A 19632-nucleotide genomic window follows, 5' to 3' on the forward strand; every position below is an offset into this window, starting at 1 on the left:
ATCAGGCGACGAAATTGCCGCCGAGCTCGTCCTCGATGTGAATGCGGATGATATCGTCGAAAGTCTTCTCGGCGGTGGTGAAGCCGAGCTCGAGCGACCGCTTTGCGTTGAAGTTGCGCGGCCAGCCGCCAACGATGCCGACGATGAAGGGATCGGGCTCCCGCTTGATGCGGGCGGCGACCTTGTCGCCGGCGACGCGCTTCAGCGCCGCGATCTGCTCGCCGACCGTGGCCGAGAGGCCCGGCATGGTCAAATTACGGCGCGGGCCGACCGTGGCGAGGTCCATGGTACCCGCATGGAGCAGGAAGCCGACGGCCGAGCGCGGCGTGGCGTGCCAGTGGCGGACGTCCTCGGACACCGGGAGCACGGCCTCCTTGCCGGCCAGGGGCTCACGCAGGATGTTGGAGAAGAAACCCGATGCCGCCTTGTTGGGCAGGCCCGGCCGGATGCAGATGGTCGGCAGGCGAATGCCGATGCCGTCGAGGAAGCCGCGGCGGGAATAGTCGGCGAGCAGCAATTCGCCGATCGCCTTCTGCGTGCCGTAACTAAGCAGCGGGGTGTGGAAGAATTCGTCGCCAATCGCGTCCGGGAACGGCGCGCCGAACACCGCGATCGAGGACGTGAACACCACGCGCGGCTTGTAGCCGCCGCCAATGACCCGGATCGCGTCGAGCAGCATCCGCGTGCCGTCGAGATTGATGCGGTAACCCTTGTCGAAATCCAGCTCGGCCTCGCCCGAGACGATCGCGGCGAGATGGAAGATCGCATCCGGGCGGCCCGCGATCAGCTTCTCGGCCGCACCTGGGACTGCGAAATCGCCGGACACCGTTTCGACGGCAAAGGGGGCCTTCTCCGGCTTCTTCGGCTCGACCACGTCATGCATGGTCAGCTTGGTGATCTCGCTCTTGCCGAGCCGACCGTCGCGCAGCAGCCGTTCACAGAATTTGCGGCCGACCATGCCGGCGGCGCCCAGAACCAGAATGTGCAAGAGCCTACTCCTTCTTATTGGCCGGGACGCGCCGCTCCTGACGCGCCCTCGGCAGGCCCCGCGATCATTCCTTCACGGCGCCGGTCATTGCCGACACATAGTACTCCACGAAGAAGGAATAAAGGATAACTACAGGGACCGAGCCGGTCAGGGCCGCCGCCATCAGCGCGCCCCAATGGTAGACGTCGCCATTGACGAGCTCGGTGATGGCGCCGACGGGGATGGTCTTGTTCTCGGACGAGGAGATGAAGGTCAACGCGTAGATGAACTCGTTCCAGGACAACGTGAAGGCGAAAATTCCCGCCGAGATCACCCCTGGCAGCGAGAGCGGCAGCGTGATCTTGATGAGGATCTGAAGCCGCGTCGCCCCGTCGATCAGCGCGCACTCCTCCAGCTCGTAAGGAATGGTGCGGAAATAGCCCATCAGCAGCCAGGTGCAGAACGGAATCAGGAAGGTCGGATAGGTCAGGATAAGCGCCAGATTGCCGTCGAACAGCCCGAGCTGGAACACGATCGCCGCCAGCGGAATGAACAGGATCGAGGGCGGCACGAGATAGCCGAGGAAGATCGCGAGCCCGACATAGCGCGAGCCCTTATAGCGCAGACGCTCGATCGCATAGGCGGCGCAGACGCTCGCGAACAGCGAGATGAAGGTCGAGGACACCGAGACGATCACGGTGTTCCACATCCAGAGCGGATAGTCGGTGTCGAAGAACAGCTTCTTGATATGCTCCAGCGTCGGATTCACGATCCAGAACGGATTGTACTTCTCGTAATCGTACATCTCCGCGTCCGGCTTGAACGTCGCGACCGCCATCCAATAGAACGGGAACAGCAGGAAGAAGATGATCAGGAGCAGCGGAAGGTAGACGCGCAGGAATTTGCGCGGAAAACTTTCCAGATAGTCCATTCCGACGCTTTCGTCGTCTGCGGTGCTCATGGTCAGTCCCTCCCGCCCTGTTGCCAGCGGGAACGCTGAAGTCCGAAGAAACTCAACAGGATTGCCGCGACCAGGAACGGAATCATCGCGTTCGAGATCGCCGCGCCCTCCCCGAGATTGCCGCCGGTGATGGCGCGCTGGAACGACAGCGTCGCCATCAGATGCGTGGCATTGATCGGCCCGCCCCGCGTGATGGTGTAGATCAGCTGGAAGTCGGTGAAGGTCATCAGCACCGAGAACGTCATCACGACCGCGATGATCGGCGACAGCATCGGCAGCGTGATGTGGCGGAAGCGCTGCATGTTGGTGGCGCCATCGAGATTGGCAGCCTCATAGAGCGAGGGCGAGATGGTCTGAAGTCCCGCCAGCAGCGTGATCGCCACGAAAGGTACGCCGCGCCAGATATTGGCAGCCACCACCGACCAGCGCGCATTCCAGGGATCGCCGAGGAAATCGATGTAGCGCGTGATCAGGCCGGCCTTGATCAGCACCCAGGAGATGATCGAGAACTGGCTGTCATAGATCCACCAGAACGCGATCGCGGACAGCACCGTCGGCACCACGAAGGGCAACAGCACGATCGCGCGGACCATCGACTTGAACGGCAGCCGCTCGTTGAGCAGCAGCGCCAGGTAAAGCCCGATGGCGAATTTCACGAGGCTCGCGGCGACCGTATAGAAGATGGTGTTGAACACCGAGAGCCAGAACACCGAGTCTTTCGACAGCGAGACGAAGTTCTGGAAGCCGATGTAGCGCCCGGCCCCGCCGATCTTGGTGTCGGTCATGCCGAGCCAGAAACCCAGCGCCAGCGGGTATGCCAGGAACAGGATGAGAATCGCGATCGCCGGCACCATGAACATCGCGCCGAGAAAGTTCCGGCTCTCGAATGCTCTGGTCCACATGCTGCTGCGCTTGACCTGCGCGACAGCGGACTCGGCCATGACTGCCATGTCGGATTCCCCTGGAACGAACAATCACGGCGTCCGGCGAACCGGACGCCGCGCGGATTGGAGTTGATCAGACCTGGTAGTAGCGCTTGGCGCGCTCGGCGGCGCGCGCAGCCGCCTGCTTCGGCGTCGCCGAGCCCGAGGCTGCTTCCGCAAACATGTCGACGACGACAAAGTCGCCCATCACGGCGGCCGAGGCGTAACCAAGATCGCCGGCATAGCCGTTGTCACGGCAGCGCTTCAGGCAGTCACGATACGGGGTGATCTTCGGGTCCGACGTCCAGACCGGATTGTCGTTATAGGCCGGCAGCGGCGGAGACACGTAGCCGTTCGAGGAAACCTCCCAGGCGTCGTAGTTCTCCTTGTCCATCATGAACTTGATGTATTCCTTGACCGCCTTCGGATACTTCGAGTGCTTGTAACCGTAGTAGACCAGTACGTTCTGCTGCTCGGTCGACACGCCAACCGGGCCGATCGGCATCGGCGCGTGGTTCATGTCCTTGGCGATCTCCTGCTGCTTGGGATCGGTGGAGTTCTTGCCCACGGTCCAGATCGAGATGCCGTTCAGGGTCAGGCTGAGTTCGCCGTTCAGGAACGCCTTGTTGTTGTTCGAGTCGTTCCAGGACAGCACGCCGGGGATGAAGGTCTCGTAGAGCTGCTTGACGTATTCGAGCGCGGCGATCGTCTCCGGCGAGTCGATCACGACCTCGTTCTTGTCGCTGACGACCTTGCCGCCGAACGCCCACAGCGCCCACTGGCACCAACCGTTGGCATCGCCGGTGGCGTGGCCGAGCGCGAAGCCGGCCGGCGTGTTGTTCTTCTTCAACGCCTGGCACAGCTTGAGGAAGCCGGCGGTGTCCTTGGGGAATTCGTCGAAGCCCGCGGCCTTCACATGGCTGATGCGGTAGTTCAGGCAGCCGCCGGTCGCGCCCTGCGGAATGGCGATCCAGCTGTTGCCCTTCTTGCCGTAACGCTCGGCAACCGGATACCAGCCGCCATACTGCGCGCCGAGATAGTCGGCGATGTCAGTCATGTCGATCAGCTTTTCCGGGAATTTGTGGGGATCATCGAGCGTGCCGATGATCAGGTCGGGGCCGGCGCCGACATTGGCGGCGACCGCCGCCTTCGGACGGATGTCTTCCCAGCTCTCAGCCTCGAGCTTGACCTTGACGCCGGTCGTCTCGGAGAACTTCTTGGTCTGCTCGGCGAACTTGTCGAACTCGGCCTGGATGAACTGCTTCCAGCGCAACACGCGAATGGAGGCGTTCGGCTCCGGCGTGTTGGTCCAGGTCGCCGCACGCACCGGGACGATGCCCGGGCCGGCCAGCAACGCTGCGCCGCCCAGGCCGGCTTTAAGCACACTTCGCCTGTCGAAATTGCTCATCGTTCTCTCCCTAAGATTTTATATTTGTATTTATTTGGTAGTTCGGCAGTCCTTCGGCGTCGCTACAGGCGTTTGCCCGTCGCGTCGTCGAACAGATGAACCAGCGACGGGTCAGGCTTCAGCTTGACCTTGTCGCCCGGATTGAACTGGTGACGCTCGCGGAAGACCGCAACGACCTGCTCGCCGCCGACCTTCGCGAACACCTGTGTCTCCGAGCCGGTCGGCTCGACCACGACGATCTCTGCATCGGCACCGTCGTCCGCGATGGTGAAATGCTCGGGCCGCACGCCATAGACGACAGGGCGTCCGTCAGACGCCGCCGGCGCGCTCTTGAGCGGCAGCTTGACGCCGTTCGGCCCCTCGAAGGTCGCAACGCCGTTGACGCGCACATGACCCTTGAGGAAGTTCATGGCAGGCGAGCCGATGAAGCCGGCGACGAACTGGTTTTCCGGCTTGTCGTAGAGCTCGAGCGGCGTGCCCATCTGCTCGACGATGCCGTCATGCATGACGACGATCTTGTCGGCCATGGTCATGGCCTCGATCTGGTCGTGGGTGACGTAGACGGTCGTGGTCTTGAGCCGCTGATGCAGCTCCTTGATCTCGGTGCGCATCGCGACGCGCAGCTTGGCATCGAGGTTCGACAACGGCTCGTCGAACAGGAAGACCTGGGGATCACGCACGATGGCGCGGCCCATGGCGACGCGCTGGCGCTGGCCGCCGGAGAGCTGGCGCGGATAGCGCTCCAGCAGCGGCGACAGTGCGAGGATTTCGGCGGCGCGCTTGACGCGCTTGTTGATCTCGTCGGAGCTTGCGTTACGCAGCTTCAGCGAGAAGCCCATGTTCTCGCCGACGGTCATGTGCGGATAGAGCGCGTAATTCTGGAACACCATCGCAATGTCCCGCTCCTTGGGCTGGACATTGTTGACGACGCGATCGCCGATCGAGATCGTGCCGGAGGTAATGTTCTCGAGACCGGCGAGCATGCGCAGAAGCGTCGACTTGCCGCAGCCGGAGGGGCCGACCAGGACGACGAACTGACCATCCTCGATCGGAATCGAAACGCCGTGCAGGACTTCAAAATTGCCGAACGATTTCCGCACGTCGCGGATTTGCACAGACGACATCTAGCTCCCTCCTCGAAAGTCCACGACGCCTCTCGCGCCGCGACCGTCTTGTTTTTTCAGACTTCACCAACCGAAGCCCGATCTTACCAGGCGACATTGTCGGCAGTTTGTGCGGTTTTGGCAATTTGTCTTTGGTTAGTCTGTGCTGGTAGCGCTGTCAACGATCCTTTGGTTTCGGGAGTGGCTATGCTATGAGCAGGAAATGGGTCGAAAACGCACCAAGTCAGGCAAAATCCGGCTGGCGGAAGTCGCCGAGCTCGCCGGCGTGAGCCCGATTACAGCATCCCGATTCTTCCGTAATCCGGAGGCGCTGTCGGTCGCCAAGCGGACGCGGGTCGAGAGCGCAGCCAAGGAGCTCGGCTATGTGCCGAACCTGGCGGCACGCGCGCTGGCCTCACAACGCACCGAAGTGATCGGTGTCTTGATTCCGTCACTGACCAACAACGTGTTTTCCGACGTGCTGCGCGGCATCTATGACGCCTATGAGGGCAGCCGCTACTCGATCCAGCTGTCCAACACACGCTACAGCATCCTCCAGGAGGAGCGACTGCTGCGCCTGTTTCTCGCACAGAAGCCGGCCGGGCTGATCGTCACCGGCATCGACCAGACCACGGAATCGCGGGCGATGCTGGAGGCGGCCGACTGCCCGATCGTCCAGATCATGGAGATCGGCCCAAACCCGGTCGACATGATGATCGGCTTTTCCCACTATGATGCAGCACGCGCGGCTATTGCGCATCTGTTCGCGCAAGGCCACCGCAGGATCGGCTTCGTCGGCGCGCGCATGGATCCGCGGGTGCAGCGGCGGCTGGACGGATATGTCTCAGCCATGAAGGACGCCTCCCTGTTCGAGCAGCGCCTCGTCGTCACGACGGCAACGCCGACCTCGGTGACACTCGGCGGCGCCCTGTTCACCGATCTGCTGGCACGAGAGCCCGGCATCGATGCGGTGTTCTGCGCCAACGACGACCTTGCACTCGGTGTCCTGTTCGAATGCCGCCGCCGGGAGATCGCAATCCCCGAGCAGATCGCGATCGTCGGCTTCAACGATCTCGAATTCATGGCCTCCGCCGTCCCGACGCTGACCAGTGTGCGCACCAACCGTTACGAGATGGGCAAAACGGCAGCCACCATGCTGATCGAGGCGATCGACGGGCGGCGCCCGGAGCAGCCGGTGCTCGACCTCGGCTTCAAGGTGATCGAGCGGCAAAGCTCATCGTCGCGACATCAGGACAGCAGGCCGGCTGCATCAGGCGGCAGCGCGCAGAACAAAATGGTAGCGTTACCAAGTGGCCATGACTAGTATCGAACTTGTGAGGAAACGACCCACCAATGGGCAGGCCCACCATCGCCCACACCGTTGGGCATCGCACAAGCCGACAGCTTAAGACGCGACGCCAGTGCGTTTGCATTGCAGGAGAAACCAATGACAAAAAAGCCAACCAATGGGCACGCGCCCGCCGGTAACGGCACCCGCCGCCACCTTCGCTCCCAGGAATGGTTCAACAACCCGCATAACCCGGGTATGACCGCGCTCTACATGGAGCGCTATCTGAACTACGGCCTCACCCGCGCCGAGCTTCAGTCCGGCAAGCCGATCATCGGCATCGCCCAGACCGGCAACGACCTCTCCCCCTGCAACCGCCACCATATCGAGCTGGCGCATCGCGTCCGCGAAGGCATCCGCGAGGCCGGCGGCATCGCAATGGAATTCCCGACCCATCCGATCCAGGAGACCGGCAAGCGCCCGACCGCGGCGCTCGACCGCAACCTCGCCTATCTCGGCCTGGTCGAGATCCTCTATGGCTATCCGCTTGACGGCGTCGTGCTGACCACCGGCTGCGACAAGACCACGCCCGCCTGCATGATGGCGGCGGCAACCGTGAATCTGCCCGCGATCGTGCTGTCGGGCGGCCCGATGCTGAACGGCTGGCACAATGGCGAGCGCACCGGCTCCGGCACCATCGTCTGGAAGTCGCGCGAGCGGCTCGCCGCGGGCGAGATCGACTACGACGAATTCATGGAGATCGTGGCGTCATCGGCGCCCTCGGTCGGCCATTGCAACACCATGGGCACGGCGTCGACCATGAACGGGCTTGCCGAAGCGCTCGGCTTCTCGCTGCCGGGCTGTGCTGCGATCCCGGCGCCCTATCGCGAGCGCGGCCAGATCGCCTACGAGACCGGAAAACGCGCCGTCGAAATGGTCTGGGAAGACCTCAAGCCCTCGGACATCCTGACCCGCAAGGCGTTTGAGAACTGCATCGTCATCAACTCCGCGATCGGCGGCTCGACCAATGCGCCGATCCACATCAATGCGCTGGCCCGCCACATCGGCGTCGAGCTGTCGATCGACGACTGGCAGAAATTCGGCCATGACGTGCCGCTGCTGGTCAACATGCAGCCGGCCGGCTTCTATCTCGGCGAGGAATTCCACCGCGCCGGCGGCGTGCCGGCCGTGGTGCGCGAATTGATGAAGCACAAGCGCATCCACGAGGACGCGGTCACCGTCAACGGCCGCGGCATCGGCGAGAACTGCAAGGATGCGCCCGCGCCCGACAACGACGTGATCCACGCCTACGACAAGCCGCTGGTGAAGGACGCCGGCTTCCTCGTGCTGAAGGGCAATCTGTTCGATTCCGCGATCATGAAGACCAGCGTGATCTCGAAGGAATTCCGTGACCGCTATCTGAGCAATCCGAAGGACCTGAACGCCTTCGAGGGCCGCGCCATCGTGTTCGAGGGCCCGGAAGATTATCACGAGCGGATCGACGATGCCTCGCTCGACATCGACGAGCGCTGCGTGCTGTTCATCCGCGGCACCGGCCCGATCGGCTATCCCGGCGGCGCCGAGGTCGTGAACATGCAGCCGCCGGCAGCGCTGATCAAGCGCGGCATCCACTCCCTGCCCTGCATCGGCGACGGCCGCCAGTCCGGCACCTCGGGCTCGCCCTCGATCCTGAACGCCTCGCCGGAAGCCGCCGCCAATGGCGGGCTTGCGATCCTCAGGACCGGCGACAAGGTGCGCGTCGACCTCAACAAGGGCAGCGCGAATATCCTGATCTCGGACGACGAGGTGAAGAAGCGTCACGCCGAGCTGATGGCCAATGGCGGCTTCAAGCATCCGGCGAACCAGACGCCGTGGCAGGAGCTTTATCGCAACACCGTCGGCCAGCAATCGACCGGCGCCTGCATGGAGCTCGCCACAAGGTACCAGAATGTCGCGGGTACGTTTGGCGTGGCGCGGGACAATCACTAGCAGCCACACCGTCATTGCGAGGAGCGAAGCGACGAAGCAATCCAGACTGCCTCAGCGGCATGATTCTGGATTGGTTCGCTGCGCTCGCGATGACGATCGGATAGACCTTTCAAGAAGGAGAAAAACAAAATGGCAGACCGCCTCAAGGGAAAACGCGCCGTCATCACCGCTGCCGCGGCCGGCATCGGGCGCGCCTGCGCGATCGCATTCGCGCGTGAAGGCGCGACCGTCATCGCCACCGACATCAACGAAAGCGGCATCGCGAGCCTGACGAAAGAAGGCATCACCGAGACCGCAAAACTCGACGTCCGCAACACCGCCGACGTCAACGCCTTTGCCAAGCGGATCGGCAAGATCGACATCCTGCTCAACGCGGCCGGCTTCGTGCATCACGGCACCATCCTGGAATGCTCGGAAGAGGATTTTGATTTCTCGTTCGACCTCAACGTCAAATCCATGCACCGGACCATCCGGGCGTTCCTGCCGGACATGCTGGCAGGCGGCGGCGGCAGCATCGTCAACATCTCCTCCTGCGCCGCGCTGCGGCCGCCGGCCAACCGCTATGTCTACAGCTCGTCGAAGGCTGCGGTGTCACTGCTGACGCGCGCGGTCGCGCTCGACTTCATCACCAAGGGCATCCGCTGCAACTCGATCTGCCCCGGCACCGTCGAGACGCCCTCGATGCTCGACCGTGCCGCAGCCCAGGGGCCGCAGGGCAAGGAGATGTTCGTCTCCCGCCAGAAGATGGGCCGGCTCGGCACCGCCGACGAGATCGCCTCCATGGCGGTCTATCTCGGCAGCGACGAGAGCGCCTTCACCACCGGCGTCGACCTCGTCGTCGACGGCGGCTACATGCTCTGACGCCAGAGGCCTCCAGCATGAACAAGATCGATCTCAACGGCCGCGTCGCCATCGTCACCGGGGGCGCGCAGGGCTTTGGCCGCGCCATCACCGAGCGTTTTGTTTCCTCCGGCGCCAAGGTTGCGATCTGGGATTTCGATGCCGCACTGGCTGAGAAAACCGCAAAAGAGATCGGCGACAGCGTCCGCGTCTTCAAGGTCGACGTCACCGACACCGCAGGCGTCGAGCAGGCCCGCGATGCGACGCTTGCCGCCTTCGGCAAAATCGACATCCTCGTCAACAATGCCGGCATCGCCGGGATCAACAAGCCGGTCTGGGAGACTGATCTGGAGGAATGGCGCAAGGTGCTGCGCATCAACCTCGACGGTCCCTTCATCGTCTGCAAGGCGATCGTGCCCGTGATGCTCAAGCAGAAATACGGGCGGATCGTGAACATCGCCTCGATCGCCGGCAAGGAAGGCAATCCGAACGCCTCGCATTATTCGGCCTCCAAGGCCGGCTTGATCGCGCTGACGAAGTCGCTCGGCAAGGAATTGGCCGCACATGACATCCTCGTGAATGCGGTGACGCCGGCCGCCGCGAAGACCGCGATCTTCGATCAGATGACGCAGCAGCATATCGATTTCATGCTGTCGAAAATCCCCAAGGCACGTTTCGTGCTGGTGGAAGAGCTCGCCGCAATGGCGGCCTGGCTCGCATCCGAAGATTGTGCCTTCTCCACCGGCGCGGTGTTTGACATCTCGGGCGGACGCGCAACCTATTGAGGACACCATGATCCGGGAAGGTGGGTGCCTGTGCGGCGCGGTGCGGTTCAAGTCGGAAGGCGAGCCGCTCAACGTCCGCATCTGCCATTGCCGCATGTGCCAGAAGGCGATGGGCTCGCCCTATTTTGCGCGCGCGCAATTCGATCAACGCGCGCTGACGGTCGAGGGCGACACCGAGCGTTATGCCTCGTCCGAGAACATCGACCGCGTGTTCTGCAAGCGCTGCGGCACGCGCCTGTTCTCGTGGCGGCGCAACGGCACGCTGGCGGGCGTCTCGCTCACGACCTTCGACGACCGCAACGCCTTTGCCCCGACCGAGCACATCTGGGTCTCGGAGAAGCTGGCGTGGCTGAAGCTCGACGACGGCCTGACGCAATATCAGGGGACGATCCCGGCGTGACCTCAGACCTGGCTTGAAGCGGACGCGCTCACTGCGTCCGTGCGCCGGCCTGTCGTCGTCGCGATCCAGATTCCGGCAAACACCGCGACAATGCCGGCCGCCAGATTCCAGCGCAGCGGTTCGTCCAGCAGCCAGGCGCCGACCAGCGAGGCCGTGATTGGATTGACCGTCACCGAGATCGCGACGCGCGTCGGGGTCGTCCGCTCCAGCGCGAAGGCCCAGAGATAGAAGGTCAGCGCCGCGCCGAACGCTCCGAGGTAAGAGGCCGCCAGCCATTGCGGCGCGCCGAAAGCTGCGACCGGCGCAAAACTGCCGCTGAGATACGAGAGCAGGATGAGACAGGCCGCGCCGGCGGCCATGCTCATCGTCGTGAAGGCGATCGGGCTGGAGCGCCGGATCAGCGGTTTTGACCAGATGCCGTACAGCGCCATGCACAGGGCGGCTGCCATCATCAGGAGATCACCGCGCCAGGCGCCTGATGGTGCCGAGGTCAGGTCGGAGAGCAGCGCGACCGCTACGCCTGAGGTCGCGATCACGACGCCGATCGATTTGCGCCAGGTCAGGGCTTCGGCACCGAGCGCGGCCCCGATCACGAGCGACAGCAGTGGAAGCGTCGACAAAGCGAGCGCGCCGCGCGCAGCGGTCGTGAAGATCAGCGATGCGTTGAACAGGATCGGGAACAGCGCGAAGAACAGGACGCCGAGCCCGATTGCGGCGGCAAAATCCCGTCGCCCCGGCCAGCGATCGCCGCGCAGCAGCGTCAGGGGCAACAGCAGGAGGAAGCCGATACCGAACCGGAACGAGCCGATCGCCAGCGGATCGAGGCTGCTCACGAGATAGCGCGTGGCGCCGATCGAGGTGCCGCCCAGGCCGCTCGACAGCACGGCAGCCAGAACGCCGGAGATTTCGCCCACGCTTCCTCCCGTTGATGCTTTGAAAGCAGCATACGAGGCGCGCCGAAACAGGGAATGGAATTTCCGTCATGCCAGGATAAGTTTTCGTCATGAGCGCACCCGTTCTCGATCCCGATCTGCTGAAGGCCTTTGTCGCCGTTGCCGAGCACCGCTCCTTCACGGGTGCGGCCGCGACGCTCAACCGCACGCAATCTGCGGTCAGCGTCCAGATCAGGCGTTTGGAGGAGCGGCTCGGCACAAAGCTGTTTCAACGCACCAGGGCCGGCGTCGCACTGACCGCAGCAGGCGATGAACTCCTCGTCTATGCGCGGCGGCTGCTCGACCTCAACGCAGAGGCGGTCGATGCGCTCAGCACGCGCAAGCGCGAATTGGTGGTCCGCCTTGGCGTGATGGACGACTACGGCACGATCGTCATTCCGCCATTGCTCGCGCGCTTTGCCGAAAGCCATCCGGACATTCGCGTCGAGATCGAGACCGGGCTAACCGCGACGATGCCGGCCCGGCTCGGAGAGGCCTATGACCTCGTCATCGCCATGCATCCGGAAGGACGCGGCGATGGCGAGCTATTGCGACGCGAGCAGGCGGTCTGGGCGGCGGCCGGCTCGTATCCGCTCGGAGCGCACGACACGCTGCCCGTCGCACTCTACCCGCCGGGCTGCCTGTTCCGGCAATGGGCCGCGGAGGCCCTCGATGCCGTCGGCCGGCCCTGGCGGCTCGCCTTTGTCAGCCGGACGCTTGCTGCGGTCGAAGCCATCGCGGCAGAGGGGCTCGCGGTGACCGTGGTGAAGTCCGGCACCCTGCCGCCCCGCCTCCGCGCCCTCACCGAACGCGACGGCCTGCCGCCGCTGCCGGGAGCGGACATCCGCCTCCACCGCGCGCGCAACCTGTCGCGCCCGGCGGCTCTGCTGGCGGATCATTTACAGCTTGGGATTTCGGAACCGGCGTCCCATATCCTGACCTGACGCGTTGCCCCATCACCGGATTGGCCGGGTTGGCTGCAAGGCCGCGAGCGAACCGGGACGGACGAGCCGTGAACATTTCCCTTTATGAACTCTCCGTGTGGGTGCTGCCGCTGGTGCTCGCGATCACCTTTCACGAGGCCGCGCACGCCTTTGTTGCGGACCGTCTCGGCGACAACACGGCCGCGCAGCTCGGCCGCGTCAGCTTCAACCCTATCAAGCATATCGACCCGTTCGGCACCGTCATCCTGCCGGCGATGCTGCTGTTCGCGCATTCGCCGTTCCTGTTCGGCTACGCCAAGCCGGTGCCGGTGAATTTCCGCAAGCTCAACAACCCCAGGCTCGACATGGTCTGGGTCGCGTTGGCCGGTCCCGCCACCAACATCCTGCTGGCGCTCGCCGCGGCCCTCGCCCTGCACGCCCTGCCCTTGGCACCGGCCGGCTCGGCACAGTGGATCTTCGACAACCTCAAGAACGCGCTGCTCATTAACGCGGTCCTGGCGGTGTTCAACATGATGCCGATCCCGCCGCTCGATGGCGGGCGGGTCGCGGTCGGGCTGCTGCCGCGGCCGCTCGCGCTGCCGCTGGCCCGGCTCGAGCCGTTCGGGATGCTGATCCTGATCGGCCTGCTGATCCTGCTGCCGCTCGCGGGCTCGCAGTTCGGTCTAAATCTTGATGTTATTTCAGCAATACTGCGAACGTTGACCGGTTATGTGATTCAGGCTGTTCTCTTTCTGACCGGCAATGCGTAGTTGATCAGAACACCCGAACACAAGCCGAAGGGCCAGAGGCCGACTTGGTCAAAGCTGCCGATATGCTGATCGCGCGACGCGCGGACACCCGTGCCCGCGCTGATTTTGCGACCTGGAAGATGATGGCCAAGCTCAACGGCTCATCCGCGTTGCCTCCGGAGGCCCAGGAGTTCCTCGCGAGCTACAAGAACCTGCTGGCGCAGATGAGTGAGGGCGAAGCCACCGAGGCCACCATCGCCGCGATCTACAAGGCCTATTATGCCGAGATGGGCGGCGCCGGAACCCCACCCGACGTCCGCACCCGACCGCCCGAAGCGGCGGCGGACAATGTTACCGCTTTCCGGCGCCCGGCGCCCAAGCCAAAGGCGAAAGTCAGCTTCTTTGGGTCGACCGCCAGCGCCACCCAGAGGCGGCCGCTCCCGGTGGCGCTGATCTTCGCCTGCCTGGTCGTGGTCTATGTCGGGATCCGGCTCTACTGGCGCTGAGCCTGCTTCTTCTTTTTCTTCTCCTCCGACGGAGGCTTGAAGAATATCTCGACGGTGCGCTCGATCCGGTCTTCGGTCAGGCCGGCCGGCGGTTGCGGGAACGGGTCGGACTTGCGGACCATGGCGATCGCGGCGGCATCGTACGCCTTATCCCCGGACGACGTCGCGATATCGACCGAAAGCACGTTGCCCCTGCGGTTGAGCGCAAAGCTCACCTTGGCCACCTCGTTATTGGGCTCCTTGCCCTCCGGATTGACCTTGTGCGCCGAAAGGTGCGCGCTGATCTTGCGGTTCCAGTCGGCCGTCAGCTTCAGAAGGTCCTTGCCGATGCCGAGCACCGGCGCCATGGCCTTCTCGGCCTCGCGGGTCGCATCCTCAAAGGTCTGCCGCTCCATCGCAACCGACTTCTGTGCGGCCTCCATGGCCGGCGTTTCGACGGCGGCGATCTTCGGCTCCTCGTCCTGCTCCTTCTTCGGCTTGTTCTCGGTGACGAGGCGATCGGCCTCCTCGACCTGTTGCGGCCGGTCCTGTGGAAGATCCGTCTCTTTGACCTCGGCCTTCTGCTCGGGCATCTCCGGGCGCTCTTCCTGCTCCTCGGAATCCTGGGGCCCGGGTGCCCGGTCGGATTCCTGAGCCGGCGGCGACGTCATCTCGACTGCGAACTCCGCCCCCGCAGCGCCTAGCCCTTCGTCGCCATCGTCGGCCTTCAGGTTCGCCAGCGCGAGCGCCGCACCACCGACATGGAGGACGAGCGCGGTCACGGCGGCCAAAATCCAAAGCCGTCGGGATGATCTGGGTTCGAGCTCGGTGTCAGACATGACGAACCTCTAAGGCTGCGCAGCGCCCGCGGCAGGCGCTCCCGCCGCCATGGGAGGCCCCTCGAGCGTCACCAGCTTCACCTTGGTGTAGCCGCCGGAGCGCAACAGCTCCATGACGCCCATCAACTCGCCGTAAGGAACGGAACGATCGGCACGCAGGAAGACGTACTTGTCCTTGCTCATGTCCGACATCGAGTCGAGGGTCGTGATCAAATCGGCCCGGTGGACGGCATCCTCTCCGATCGCAAGCCCCAGATCGCGCTTGATGCTGAGATAGGTCGGCTTGTCCGGCTTCTTCTGCGGCATCGAGCTCGACGTCGGCAGATCGATCGGCAGGTCGACCGTGGACAGCGGAGCAGCGACCATGAAGATGATCAGCAGCACCAGGATGACGTCGATGAACGGCGTGACGTTGATGTCATGCGTTTCCGAGAAATCGTCGTCGTCATCATTGTCCGTGAGCGAAACGGCCATGGGTCACTCCGCTGCGCGCGAATGCACGCTGCCGTGGCTGCGATCGAGATCGCGCGAGAGCAGCCGCCCCGCCGCGCCCGAGGCACGGCTGACGAGTTCGAGATAGCTCTTCGTCACGCGCGAGAAGTGGTTGTAGATGATGACCGCGGGAATGGCGGCGACGAGGCCGATCGCGGTCGCGAGCAGCGCCTCGGCGATGCCGGGCGCGACCACCGCGAGGTTGGTCGTCTGCGACTTCGAGATGCCGATGAAACTGTTCATGATGCCCCAGACCGTGCCGAACAGGCCGACGAAGGGCGATGTCGAGCCGATCGTCGCCAGCACGCCCATGCCGATGCGGATGCGCCGCGCCTCGGCACGCACGATCTCCTGGAAGCTCGAGGCCGCCCGCTCCTTGATACCGGTATCGCTGGACAGGCCCGCCGACATCCGCGCCTCGCGCAACGCCGCCGCCAGGAAGGACGGCAGGATGCCCTCCTTGGCGCCGAGCGCCATTTGCGCTTCCGCAAGCGAGCGCACCTCCGCGATCTTCTTCAACGCCGAACGAAGCTTGGTCGAAGCAACCGACAGCTCGATCGATTTGGCGATGAGGACGGTCCAGGTCATCAGCGATGCGAAGGCGAGCCCGATCATCACCGCCTTGACGACGACGTCCGCCGACATGAACATCACCCAGGGTGACAATTCCTTCATGACCGGCGGGGCACCGAACACGTCCGGCTTCGCGGCCGGTACGGTGGCCGAGGGAGCCGCCGGCGCGGCCGCGGTCGGGGCCGCAGCTGCCGGAACCGGACTGGCCGCGGGCGCCGTCGACTGGGCCGGCGCTGCCGGCTGGGTCGGTGTCTGGGCGGAAACGGGCGATGCGAGCCAGGCGGCCGTCAGAATGGCGGCTGTGGCAAGGCTTGCTTGGAAGGACATGATCTTCATACTTCGGCCCAGTAGCGAATGAGATTGTGATAGATACCCGTCAATTTGACCGTTTCGGGATCGTCACGCCCGAGCCGTCCCACCAGCGCCTGTATCGCGGTGTCGAGGTCAAAGATCATGCTCCGGGCTTGATCGTCCCGTATCATGCTCTGAAGCCAGAAGAAAGACGCAACCCGCACTCCCCGGGTCACCGGCGTGACGAGATGCAGGCTGGTCGAGGGATAGAGCACGCAGTCGCCTGCTTGCAACTTGACTTCGTGCGAACCGTAGGTGTCCTCGATCACAAGTTCGCCACCGTCGTATTCCTCCGGCTCGCTGAGGAACAGCGTGACCGACAAATCCGTGCGGATGCGAAGGCCGGTCAGGCGGTCGCCGCGGATCGCGTTGTCGACATGCAGGCCGAAATGATGGCCGCTGTCCGCCGCATAGCGGTTGAACAGCGGCGGAAAGATCTGGAGCGGGATCGCCGCAGCCAGGAACCGCGGGTTCGACGTCAACGCCGAAATGATGCGGTTGCCGAGCTTGCGCGCGACCTCGCTATCCGGCGGCAACTGCTCGTTGCGCTTGACCATTGCTGACTGTGCGCCCGCGGTGGAACGGCCGTCTTCCCACTCGCTGGCGTCCATGATGCGGCGGAACTCCGCCACATCTTCCTTGCTGAGAACGCCAGGCAGGCACGTCAACATGCTCAGAACTTTGCCGTTGTCACGATGTAGAACGCCCTGCCCGGCGCGACCGCCACGAACGGCGTCGCACTGCGATAGAGCGTGTCGTAATAGAGCTTGTTGGTGAGGTTCTGCGCGTAGAACTTCATGGTCCAGTTCTTGTCGATCTTCTTCTCGACGAACGCATCGAAGCGCCAATAGCTCGGGATCAGCGTGCCGGTGTTGGCGCCGAAGGTGCCGCCGTAGACCTTGGAGCGGAACACCGCCTGGCCGCCGAGCTCCCAGTCGCCGTCGAACTTGTACTTGGTGAGCAAGCTGAACGACTGATGCGCGACGTTGGCGAGCTGCAGGCCGACATTGCTGGCGATGTTGCTCTTGGTCACCTTCGAGTCCATCAGCACGATGCCGCCGAAGATGCTCCAGCGATCGGTCAGCTTGCCGCTCGCCTCGATGTCGATACCCTGGATCCGATACGCCGCACCCGAGGTGAGTTGACCGGCAGCGTTGGTCTCGCGGGCATTGTCCTTGGTCGTGTGGAACAGCGCGCCGCTCACCAGCAGGTGGCGGTCGAACAGCTCCCATTTGGTGCCGACTTCCGCCGCCTTGTTCTTCTCGGGTCCCAGGATCGTGGTGCCGGTCGGCGGAGACGAGCCATAATCCGTACCGGTTGCGTCAAGCTCGGAACCGAACGGATTGGTCGAGGTCGCATAGGCCGCATAAAGGCTGCCGATCGAAACCGGCTTGTAGACGATGCCGGCGTTGTAGTTGACGAAGTCTGAGTCGACACTGCTCGAAGCCGCGGCAATCGACGAATTCAGCTTATAGCTGTCCCAGCGCACGCCGCCGTTCAAGATGATGGTGTCTTCCCAGTTCGCCGTGTCCATCACGTAGACGGCACCGCTGTCGACGTTGTAGCGGGTCGGATCGCCGGTGAGCACCGGGTTAAACGGACCAGGGGTGTAGGTGTAGCCCGGTGAATACATATTCTGGAGGGTCAGAGCTCCACTACTGCTGAATCCCGATCCAAACACCTCCGACGCAAGCCCGTTGTAGCGGCCGATTCCGATACGCTCGTTCGAGACCTCGAGCCCGGTCACCGCCGTGTGCTTGACCGATCCCGTGTTGAACTTGAACGTGGCGTCTTCCTGGTTGGCGATGACGTCGACCCACTGATTGCGGCTCTGCGCGCTCGCGGTGATCGTCCACTTTGTCGGATCGGGGTCGGTCGTTATGGGCGACTGCGGCAACGTGCCGATATATTCCAGCGTCGACTGCTCCATGCGAGTCCGGCTGGTCAGGGTGATGTTGTTGGTCGGCTTATATTCTGCCGTCAGCGTGCCGAAATCCTGCCGCGCGGTCTGGAAGTCGCGATTGAGGAGGCCGTACCAGGTCCCACGCGGAATGCCTGCTTCGGTGGCCGGGGCGTTGCCCTGCTTGTAGTAGGGCACACCGAAATCCGGGTAGCCGCTGAGATCGGTGTGGACGTAGTTCGTGGTGATCTTGAAGTCGTTGGTTGGGGCGTATTTGGTCGAGATGAAAGTGCCCCATCGATTGTCGGTCACGTAGTTGCGACCGGCGACATTGGCGTCCTGGAACAGGCCGCCGACGCGCACCGAGAAGGTCGGATCGATGACCTGGTTGACGTCGATCGTGACGCGCTTGGTCATGTCGGTGCCGAAGGTGGTCTCAGCGTTCTGGAAGTTACGATCGGTCGCCTGCTTGGTGACGATGTTGATCGCACCGCCCGCGGTGCCGCGGCCTGCATAGGAGGAGGCCGGGCCGCGCAGGATCTCGAGCTGCTCGGTGAAGAAGTTCTCGCGGATGGACACCGCGGGATCGCGGATGCCGTCGATGAAGACGTCGTTGCGCGCATCGAAGCCGCGGATGAAAAAGCGGTCGCCGAACGCATTGCCGCCTTCGCCCGAGCCGAGCGTCACGCCGGCAGTCGAGCGCCCAACCTCCCTCAGCGACGTGGCGTTCTTGTCGTCCAGCACTTCCTTGCTGAGCACGGTGATGGTCTTCGGCGTGTTCAGAAGTGGCTCAGGAAACTTGCCCGAGGCCTGGACACGGTCGATCTTGTAGGGCGCCGCCGGATCGGCATAGGGATTGCCGTCGGGGGCACCGGACGGCGTGGCGGGAGCAGCCTGCTGCGCTGCCTGCTGACGCTGCGCGGCGCGGCGAAGCGCGTTGCGCGCGCGGACCTGATCCGCTGTGGGCTTGGAAGCCGTCGGACGCGGACGTTGTACCGGCGCATCGACCGTCACCGGCGGCAGGTTCGACTGCTGCGCTTCTGCGCCGCTCGACACCGACGCCACCGCGATCAGGCTCGCGACGGCCGAGACCTTCTTGCCGGAAACGCCTGCGGACTTCTCATCCACCGGATTGAACGCTGCCACCGCACGCAACGACTTCGGTGCGACCACCTGCCCCATTACACCACGCCCCATCTTCATGTTCGCTCATTCACTTCGATGAGCGATTAGGCTGTTGGTATCGGTGGCAAAATAGTGGGTCAATGCGGGCAAGCCGCGAGAACGCTTGAATAAGTCCAGATCAAAACGATTCTAAATTGCAGTTTGAAACGGTTCTAAACGTAGATTGGACTCGTTCTAAAACGAACGCGAGAAATGCCGCTAAATCAGCGCTCGCGCGCGGCATCAATCGCTGCTCGGCGGCTTCATCAGCGAGAACAATTCGTCGACGGTCTTCTGCGCGACCGCTCGCACCCGATCGCTGTTGTCCATGCCCGCGATGTTGACGCCGTTGACAACCGCTTTGATCTCGTCGCGGAAGTCGGTGAGGAAGCGCAAGGGGTCGCGCTGCTCGTTGGCGACGCGCGCGATCAATCCAGTGATCAGGATCTGACACGCGATCAGCTTGCCGTTCAATTCGTCCATGCTGTGCTCCCCTGGTGGCGGCGCCGATATGGACGATGCCGATTTTCCTGACAACCGAAACGCCGCCCGCCCGACTT

General features: G+C 63.6%; 20 protein-coding genes. 8 read left to right on the forward strand and 12 right to left on the reverse strand.

What is annotated here, in order from left to right:
• Nucleotide 1: 1 nt before the first annotated feature.
• From denD to B5V03_RS27190, 5 genes are all read right to left on the reverse strand, one after another.
• Nucleotides 2-988 (reverse strand): D-erythronate dehydrogenase, encoded by a 987-nt coding sequence (gene denD / locus B5V03_RS27170; RefSeq protein ID WP_129273422.1) that lies wholly within the window; start codon nt 986-988, stop codon nt 2-4.
• Between the two features lie 64 nt (nt 989-1052).
• On the reverse strand, nt 1053-1928 hold the full coding sequence (locus B5V03_RS27175; RefSeq protein WP_129273423.1) for a carbohydrate ABC transporter permease: 876 nt from the start codon (nt 1926-1928) through the stop codon (nt 1053-1055).
• 2 nt (nt 1929-1930) lie between these two features.
• Entirely contained in the window at nt 1931-2878 is a 948-nt protein-coding gene (locus B5V03_RS27180; RefSeq protein WP_129273424.1) for a carbohydrate ABC transporter permease, read from the reverse strand.
• Nucleotides 2879-2945: 67 nt separating this feature from the next.
• Nucleotides 2946-4259 (reverse strand): ABC transporter substrate-binding protein, encoded by a 1314-nt coding sequence (locus tag B5V03_RS27185; RefSeq protein ID WP_129273425.1) that lies wholly within the window; start codon nt 4257-4259, stop codon nt 2946-2948.
• A 62-nt stretch (nt 4260-4321) separates the two neighbouring features.
• On the reverse strand, nt 4322-5383 hold the full coding sequence (locus B5V03_RS27190) for an ABC transporter ATP-binding protein (RefSeq protein WP_129273426.1): 1062 nt from the start codon (nt 5381-5383) through the stop codon (nt 4322-4324).
• A 202-nt stretch (nt 5384-5585) separates the two neighbouring features.
• On the opposite strand from B5V03_RS27190, the gene B5V03_RS27195 reads away from it, so the two are divergent.
• From B5V03_RS27195 to B5V03_RS27215, 5 genes are all read left to right on the forward strand, one after another.
• A complete protein-coding gene (locus B5V03_RS27195; RefSeq protein WP_129273427.1) occupies nt 5586-6686 on the forward strand; it encodes a LacI family DNA-binding transcriptional regulator in 1101 nt (366 codons plus the stop codon).
• Between the two features lie 123 nt (nt 6687-6809).
• Complete coding sequence (locus B5V03_RS27200) at nt 6810-8639, forward strand: IlvD/Edd family dehydratase (RefSeq protein ID WP_129273428.1); 1830 nt, start codon at nt 6810-6812, stop codon at nt 8637-8639.
• A 129-nt stretch (nt 8640-8768) separates the two neighbouring features.
• On the forward strand, nt 8769-9500 hold the full coding sequence (locus B5V03_RS27205) for an SDR family oxidoreductase (RefSeq protein ID WP_129273429.1): 732 nt from the start codon (nt 8769-8771) through the stop codon (nt 9498-9500).
• 17 nt (nt 9501-9517) lie between these two features.
• Entirely contained in the window at nt 9518-10264 is a 747-nt protein-coding gene (locus B5V03_RS27210; RefSeq protein ID WP_129273430.1) for an SDR family NAD(P)-dependent oxidoreductase, read from the forward strand.
• A 7-nt stretch (nt 10265-10271) separates the two neighbouring features.
• The gene (locus B5V03_RS27215) at nt 10272-10664 is read left to right on the forward strand and encodes a GFA family protein (RefSeq protein WP_129273431.1); all 393 of its coding nucleotides are present in this window, start codon (nt 10272-10274) and stop codon (nt 10662-10664) included.
• Nucleotides 10665-10666: 2 nt separating this feature from the next.
• Here B5V03_RS27215 and B5V03_RS27220 read toward each other — a convergent pair whose 3' ends face one another.
• A complete protein-coding gene (locus B5V03_RS27220; RefSeq protein ID WP_129273432.1) occupies nt 10667-11578 on the reverse strand; it encodes a DMT family transporter in 912 nt (303 codons plus the stop codon).
• An 89-nt stretch (nt 11579-11667) separates the two neighbouring features.
• On the opposite strand from B5V03_RS27220, the gene B5V03_RS27225 reads away from it, so the two are divergent.
• The 3 genes from B5V03_RS27225 to B5V03_RS27235 all read left to right on the forward strand — a co-directional run bounded on the left by B5V03_RS27225 (nt 11668) and on the right by B5V03_RS27235 (nt 13774).
• Nucleotides 11668-12540, forward strand: coding sequence for a LysR family transcriptional regulator (locus tag B5V03_RS27225; protein ID WP_129273433.1), 873 nt, complete (start codon nt 11668-11670; stop codon nt 12538-12540).
• A 68-nt stretch (nt 12541-12608) separates the two neighbouring features.
• On the forward strand, nt 12609-13289 hold the full coding sequence (locus B5V03_RS27230) for a site-2 protease family protein (RefSeq protein ID WP_129273606.1): 681 nt from the start codon (nt 12609-12611) through the stop codon (nt 13287-13289).
• A 62-nt stretch (nt 13290-13351) separates the two neighbouring features.
• Complete coding sequence (locus tag B5V03_RS27235) at nt 13352-13774, forward strand: hypothetical protein (RefSeq protein ID WP_129273607.1); 423 nt, start codon at nt 13352-13354, stop codon at nt 13772-13774.
• Here the strand turns inward: B5V03_RS27235 and B5V03_RS27240 are convergent.
• The 6 genes from B5V03_RS27240 to B5V03_RS27265 form a co-directional block, all read right to left on the reverse strand.
• Nucleotides 13762-14592 (reverse strand): TonB family protein, encoded by an 831-nt coding sequence (locus B5V03_RS27240; RefSeq protein WP_129273434.1) that lies wholly within the window; start codon nt 14590-14592, stop codon nt 13762-13764. The two genes, B5V03_RS27235 and B5V03_RS27240, sit on opposite strands and share 13 nt — an antisense overlap.
• Before the next feature lie 9 nt (nt 14593-14601).
• The gene (gene exbD, locus B5V03_RS27245) at nt 14602-15066 is read right to left on the reverse strand and encodes a TonB system transport protein ExbD (RefSeq protein ID WP_129273435.1); all 465 of its coding nucleotides are present in this window, start codon (nt 15064-15066) and stop codon (nt 14602-14604) included.
• Nucleotides 15067-15069: 3 nt separating this feature from the next.
• The gene (gene exbB / locus B5V03_RS27250; RefSeq protein WP_129273436.1) at nt 15070-15993 is read right to left on the reverse strand and encodes a tonB-system energizer ExbB; all 924 of its coding nucleotides are present in this window, start codon (nt 15991-15993) and stop codon (nt 15070-15072) included.
• A complete protein-coding gene (locus B5V03_RS27255; RefSeq protein ID WP_129273437.1) occupies nt 15990-16679 on the reverse strand; it encodes a Fe2+-dependent dioxygenase in 690 nt (229 codons plus the stop codon). Before B5V03_RS27255 ends, exbB begins: the two co-directional genes overlap by 4 nt.
• Before the next feature lie 2 nt (nt 16680-16681).
• The gene (locus B5V03_RS27260) at nt 16682-19090 is read right to left on the reverse strand and encodes a TonB-dependent receptor domain-containing protein (protein WP_164988339.1); all 2409 of its coding nucleotides are present in this window, start codon (nt 19088-19090) and stop codon (nt 16682-16684) included.
• Nucleotides 19091-19315: 225 nt separating this feature from the next.
• On the reverse strand, nt 19316-19555 hold the full coding sequence (locus B5V03_RS27265) for a hypothetical protein (RefSeq protein ID WP_028146580.1): 240 nt from the start codon (nt 19553-19555) through the stop codon (nt 19316-19318).
• Between the last annotated feature and the right edge of the window lie 77 nt (nt 19556-19632).

Origin of the sequence: Bradyrhizobium betae, from assembly GCF_004123905.1 — a bacterium.
Taxonomy (GTDB): domain Bacteria; phylum Pseudomonadota; class Alphaproteobacteria; order Rhizobiales; family Xanthobacteraceae; genus Bradyrhizobium; species Bradyrhizobium betae_A.

Excerpts from the sequence above, each read along its gene's own strand:
- B5V03_RS27175 (WP_129273423.1), bottom strand. The coding sequence starts at position 1,928 with ATGAGCACCGCAGACGACGAAAGCGTCGGAATGGACTATCTGGAAAGT.
- B5V03_RS27180 (WP_129273424.1), bottom strand. The coding sequence starts at position 2,878 with ATGGCAGTCATGGCCGAGTCCGCTGTCGCGCAGGTCAAGCGCAGCAGC.
- B5V03_RS27185 (WP_129273425.1), bottom strand. The coding sequence starts at position 4,259 with ATGAGCAATTTCGACAGGCGAAGTGTGCTTAAAGCCGGCCTGGGCGGC.
- B5V03_RS27190 (WP_129273426.1), bottom strand. The coding sequence starts at position 5,383 with ATGTCGTCTGTGCAAATCCGCGACGTGCGGAAATCGTTCGGCAATTTT.
- B5V03_RS27195 (WP_129273427.1), top strand. The coding sequence starts at position 5,586 with ATGGGTCGAAAACGCACCAAGTCAGGCAAAATCCGGCTGGCGGAAGTC.
- B5V03_RS27200 (WP_129273428.1), top strand. The coding sequence starts at position 6,810 with ATGACAAAAAAGCCAACCAATGGGCACGCGCCCGCCGGTAACGGCACC.
- B5V03_RS27205 (WP_129273429.1), top strand. The coding sequence starts at position 8,769 with ATGGCAGACCGCCTCAAGGGAAAACGCGCCGTCATCACCGCTGCCGCG.
- B5V03_RS27210 (WP_129273430.1), top strand. The coding sequence starts at position 9,518 with ATGAACAAGATCGATCTCAACGGCCGCGTCGCCATCGTCACCGGGGGC.
- B5V03_RS27215 (WP_129273431.1), top strand. The coding sequence starts at position 10,272 with ATGATCCGGGAAGGTGGGTGCCTGTGCGGCGCGGTGCGGTTCAAGTCG.
- B5V03_RS27225 (WP_129273433.1), top strand. The coding sequence starts at position 11,668 with ATGAGCGCACCCGTTCTCGATCCCGATCTGCTGAAGGCCTTTGTCGCC.
- B5V03_RS27235 (WP_129273607.1), top strand. The coding sequence starts at position 13,352 with ATGCTGATCGCGCGACGCGCGGACACCCGTGCCCGCGCTGATTTTGCG.
- B5V03_RS27240 (WP_129273434.1), bottom strand. The coding sequence starts at position 14,592 with ATGTCTGACACCGAGCTCGAACCCAGATCATCCCGACGGCTTTGGATT.
- exbD (WP_129273435.1), bottom strand. The coding sequence starts at position 15,066 with ATGGCCGTTTCGCTCACGGACAATGATGACGACGACGATTTCTCGGAA.
- exbB (WP_129273436.1), bottom strand. The coding sequence starts at position 15,993 with ATGAAGATCATGTCCTTCCAAGCAAGCCTTGCCACAGCCGCCATTCTG.
- B5V03_RS27255 (WP_129273437.1), bottom strand. The coding sequence starts at position 16,679 with ATGTTGACGTGCCTGCCTGGCGTTCTCAGCAAGGAAGATGTGGCGGAG.
- B5V03_RS27260 (WP_164988339.1), bottom strand. The coding sequence starts at position 19,090 with ATGGGGCAGGTGGTCGCACCGAAGTCGTTGCGTGCGGTGGCAGCGTTC.
- B5V03_RS27265 (WP_028146580.1), bottom strand. The coding sequence starts at position 19,555 with ATGGACGAATTGAACGGCAAGCTGATCGCGTGTCAGATCCTGATCACT.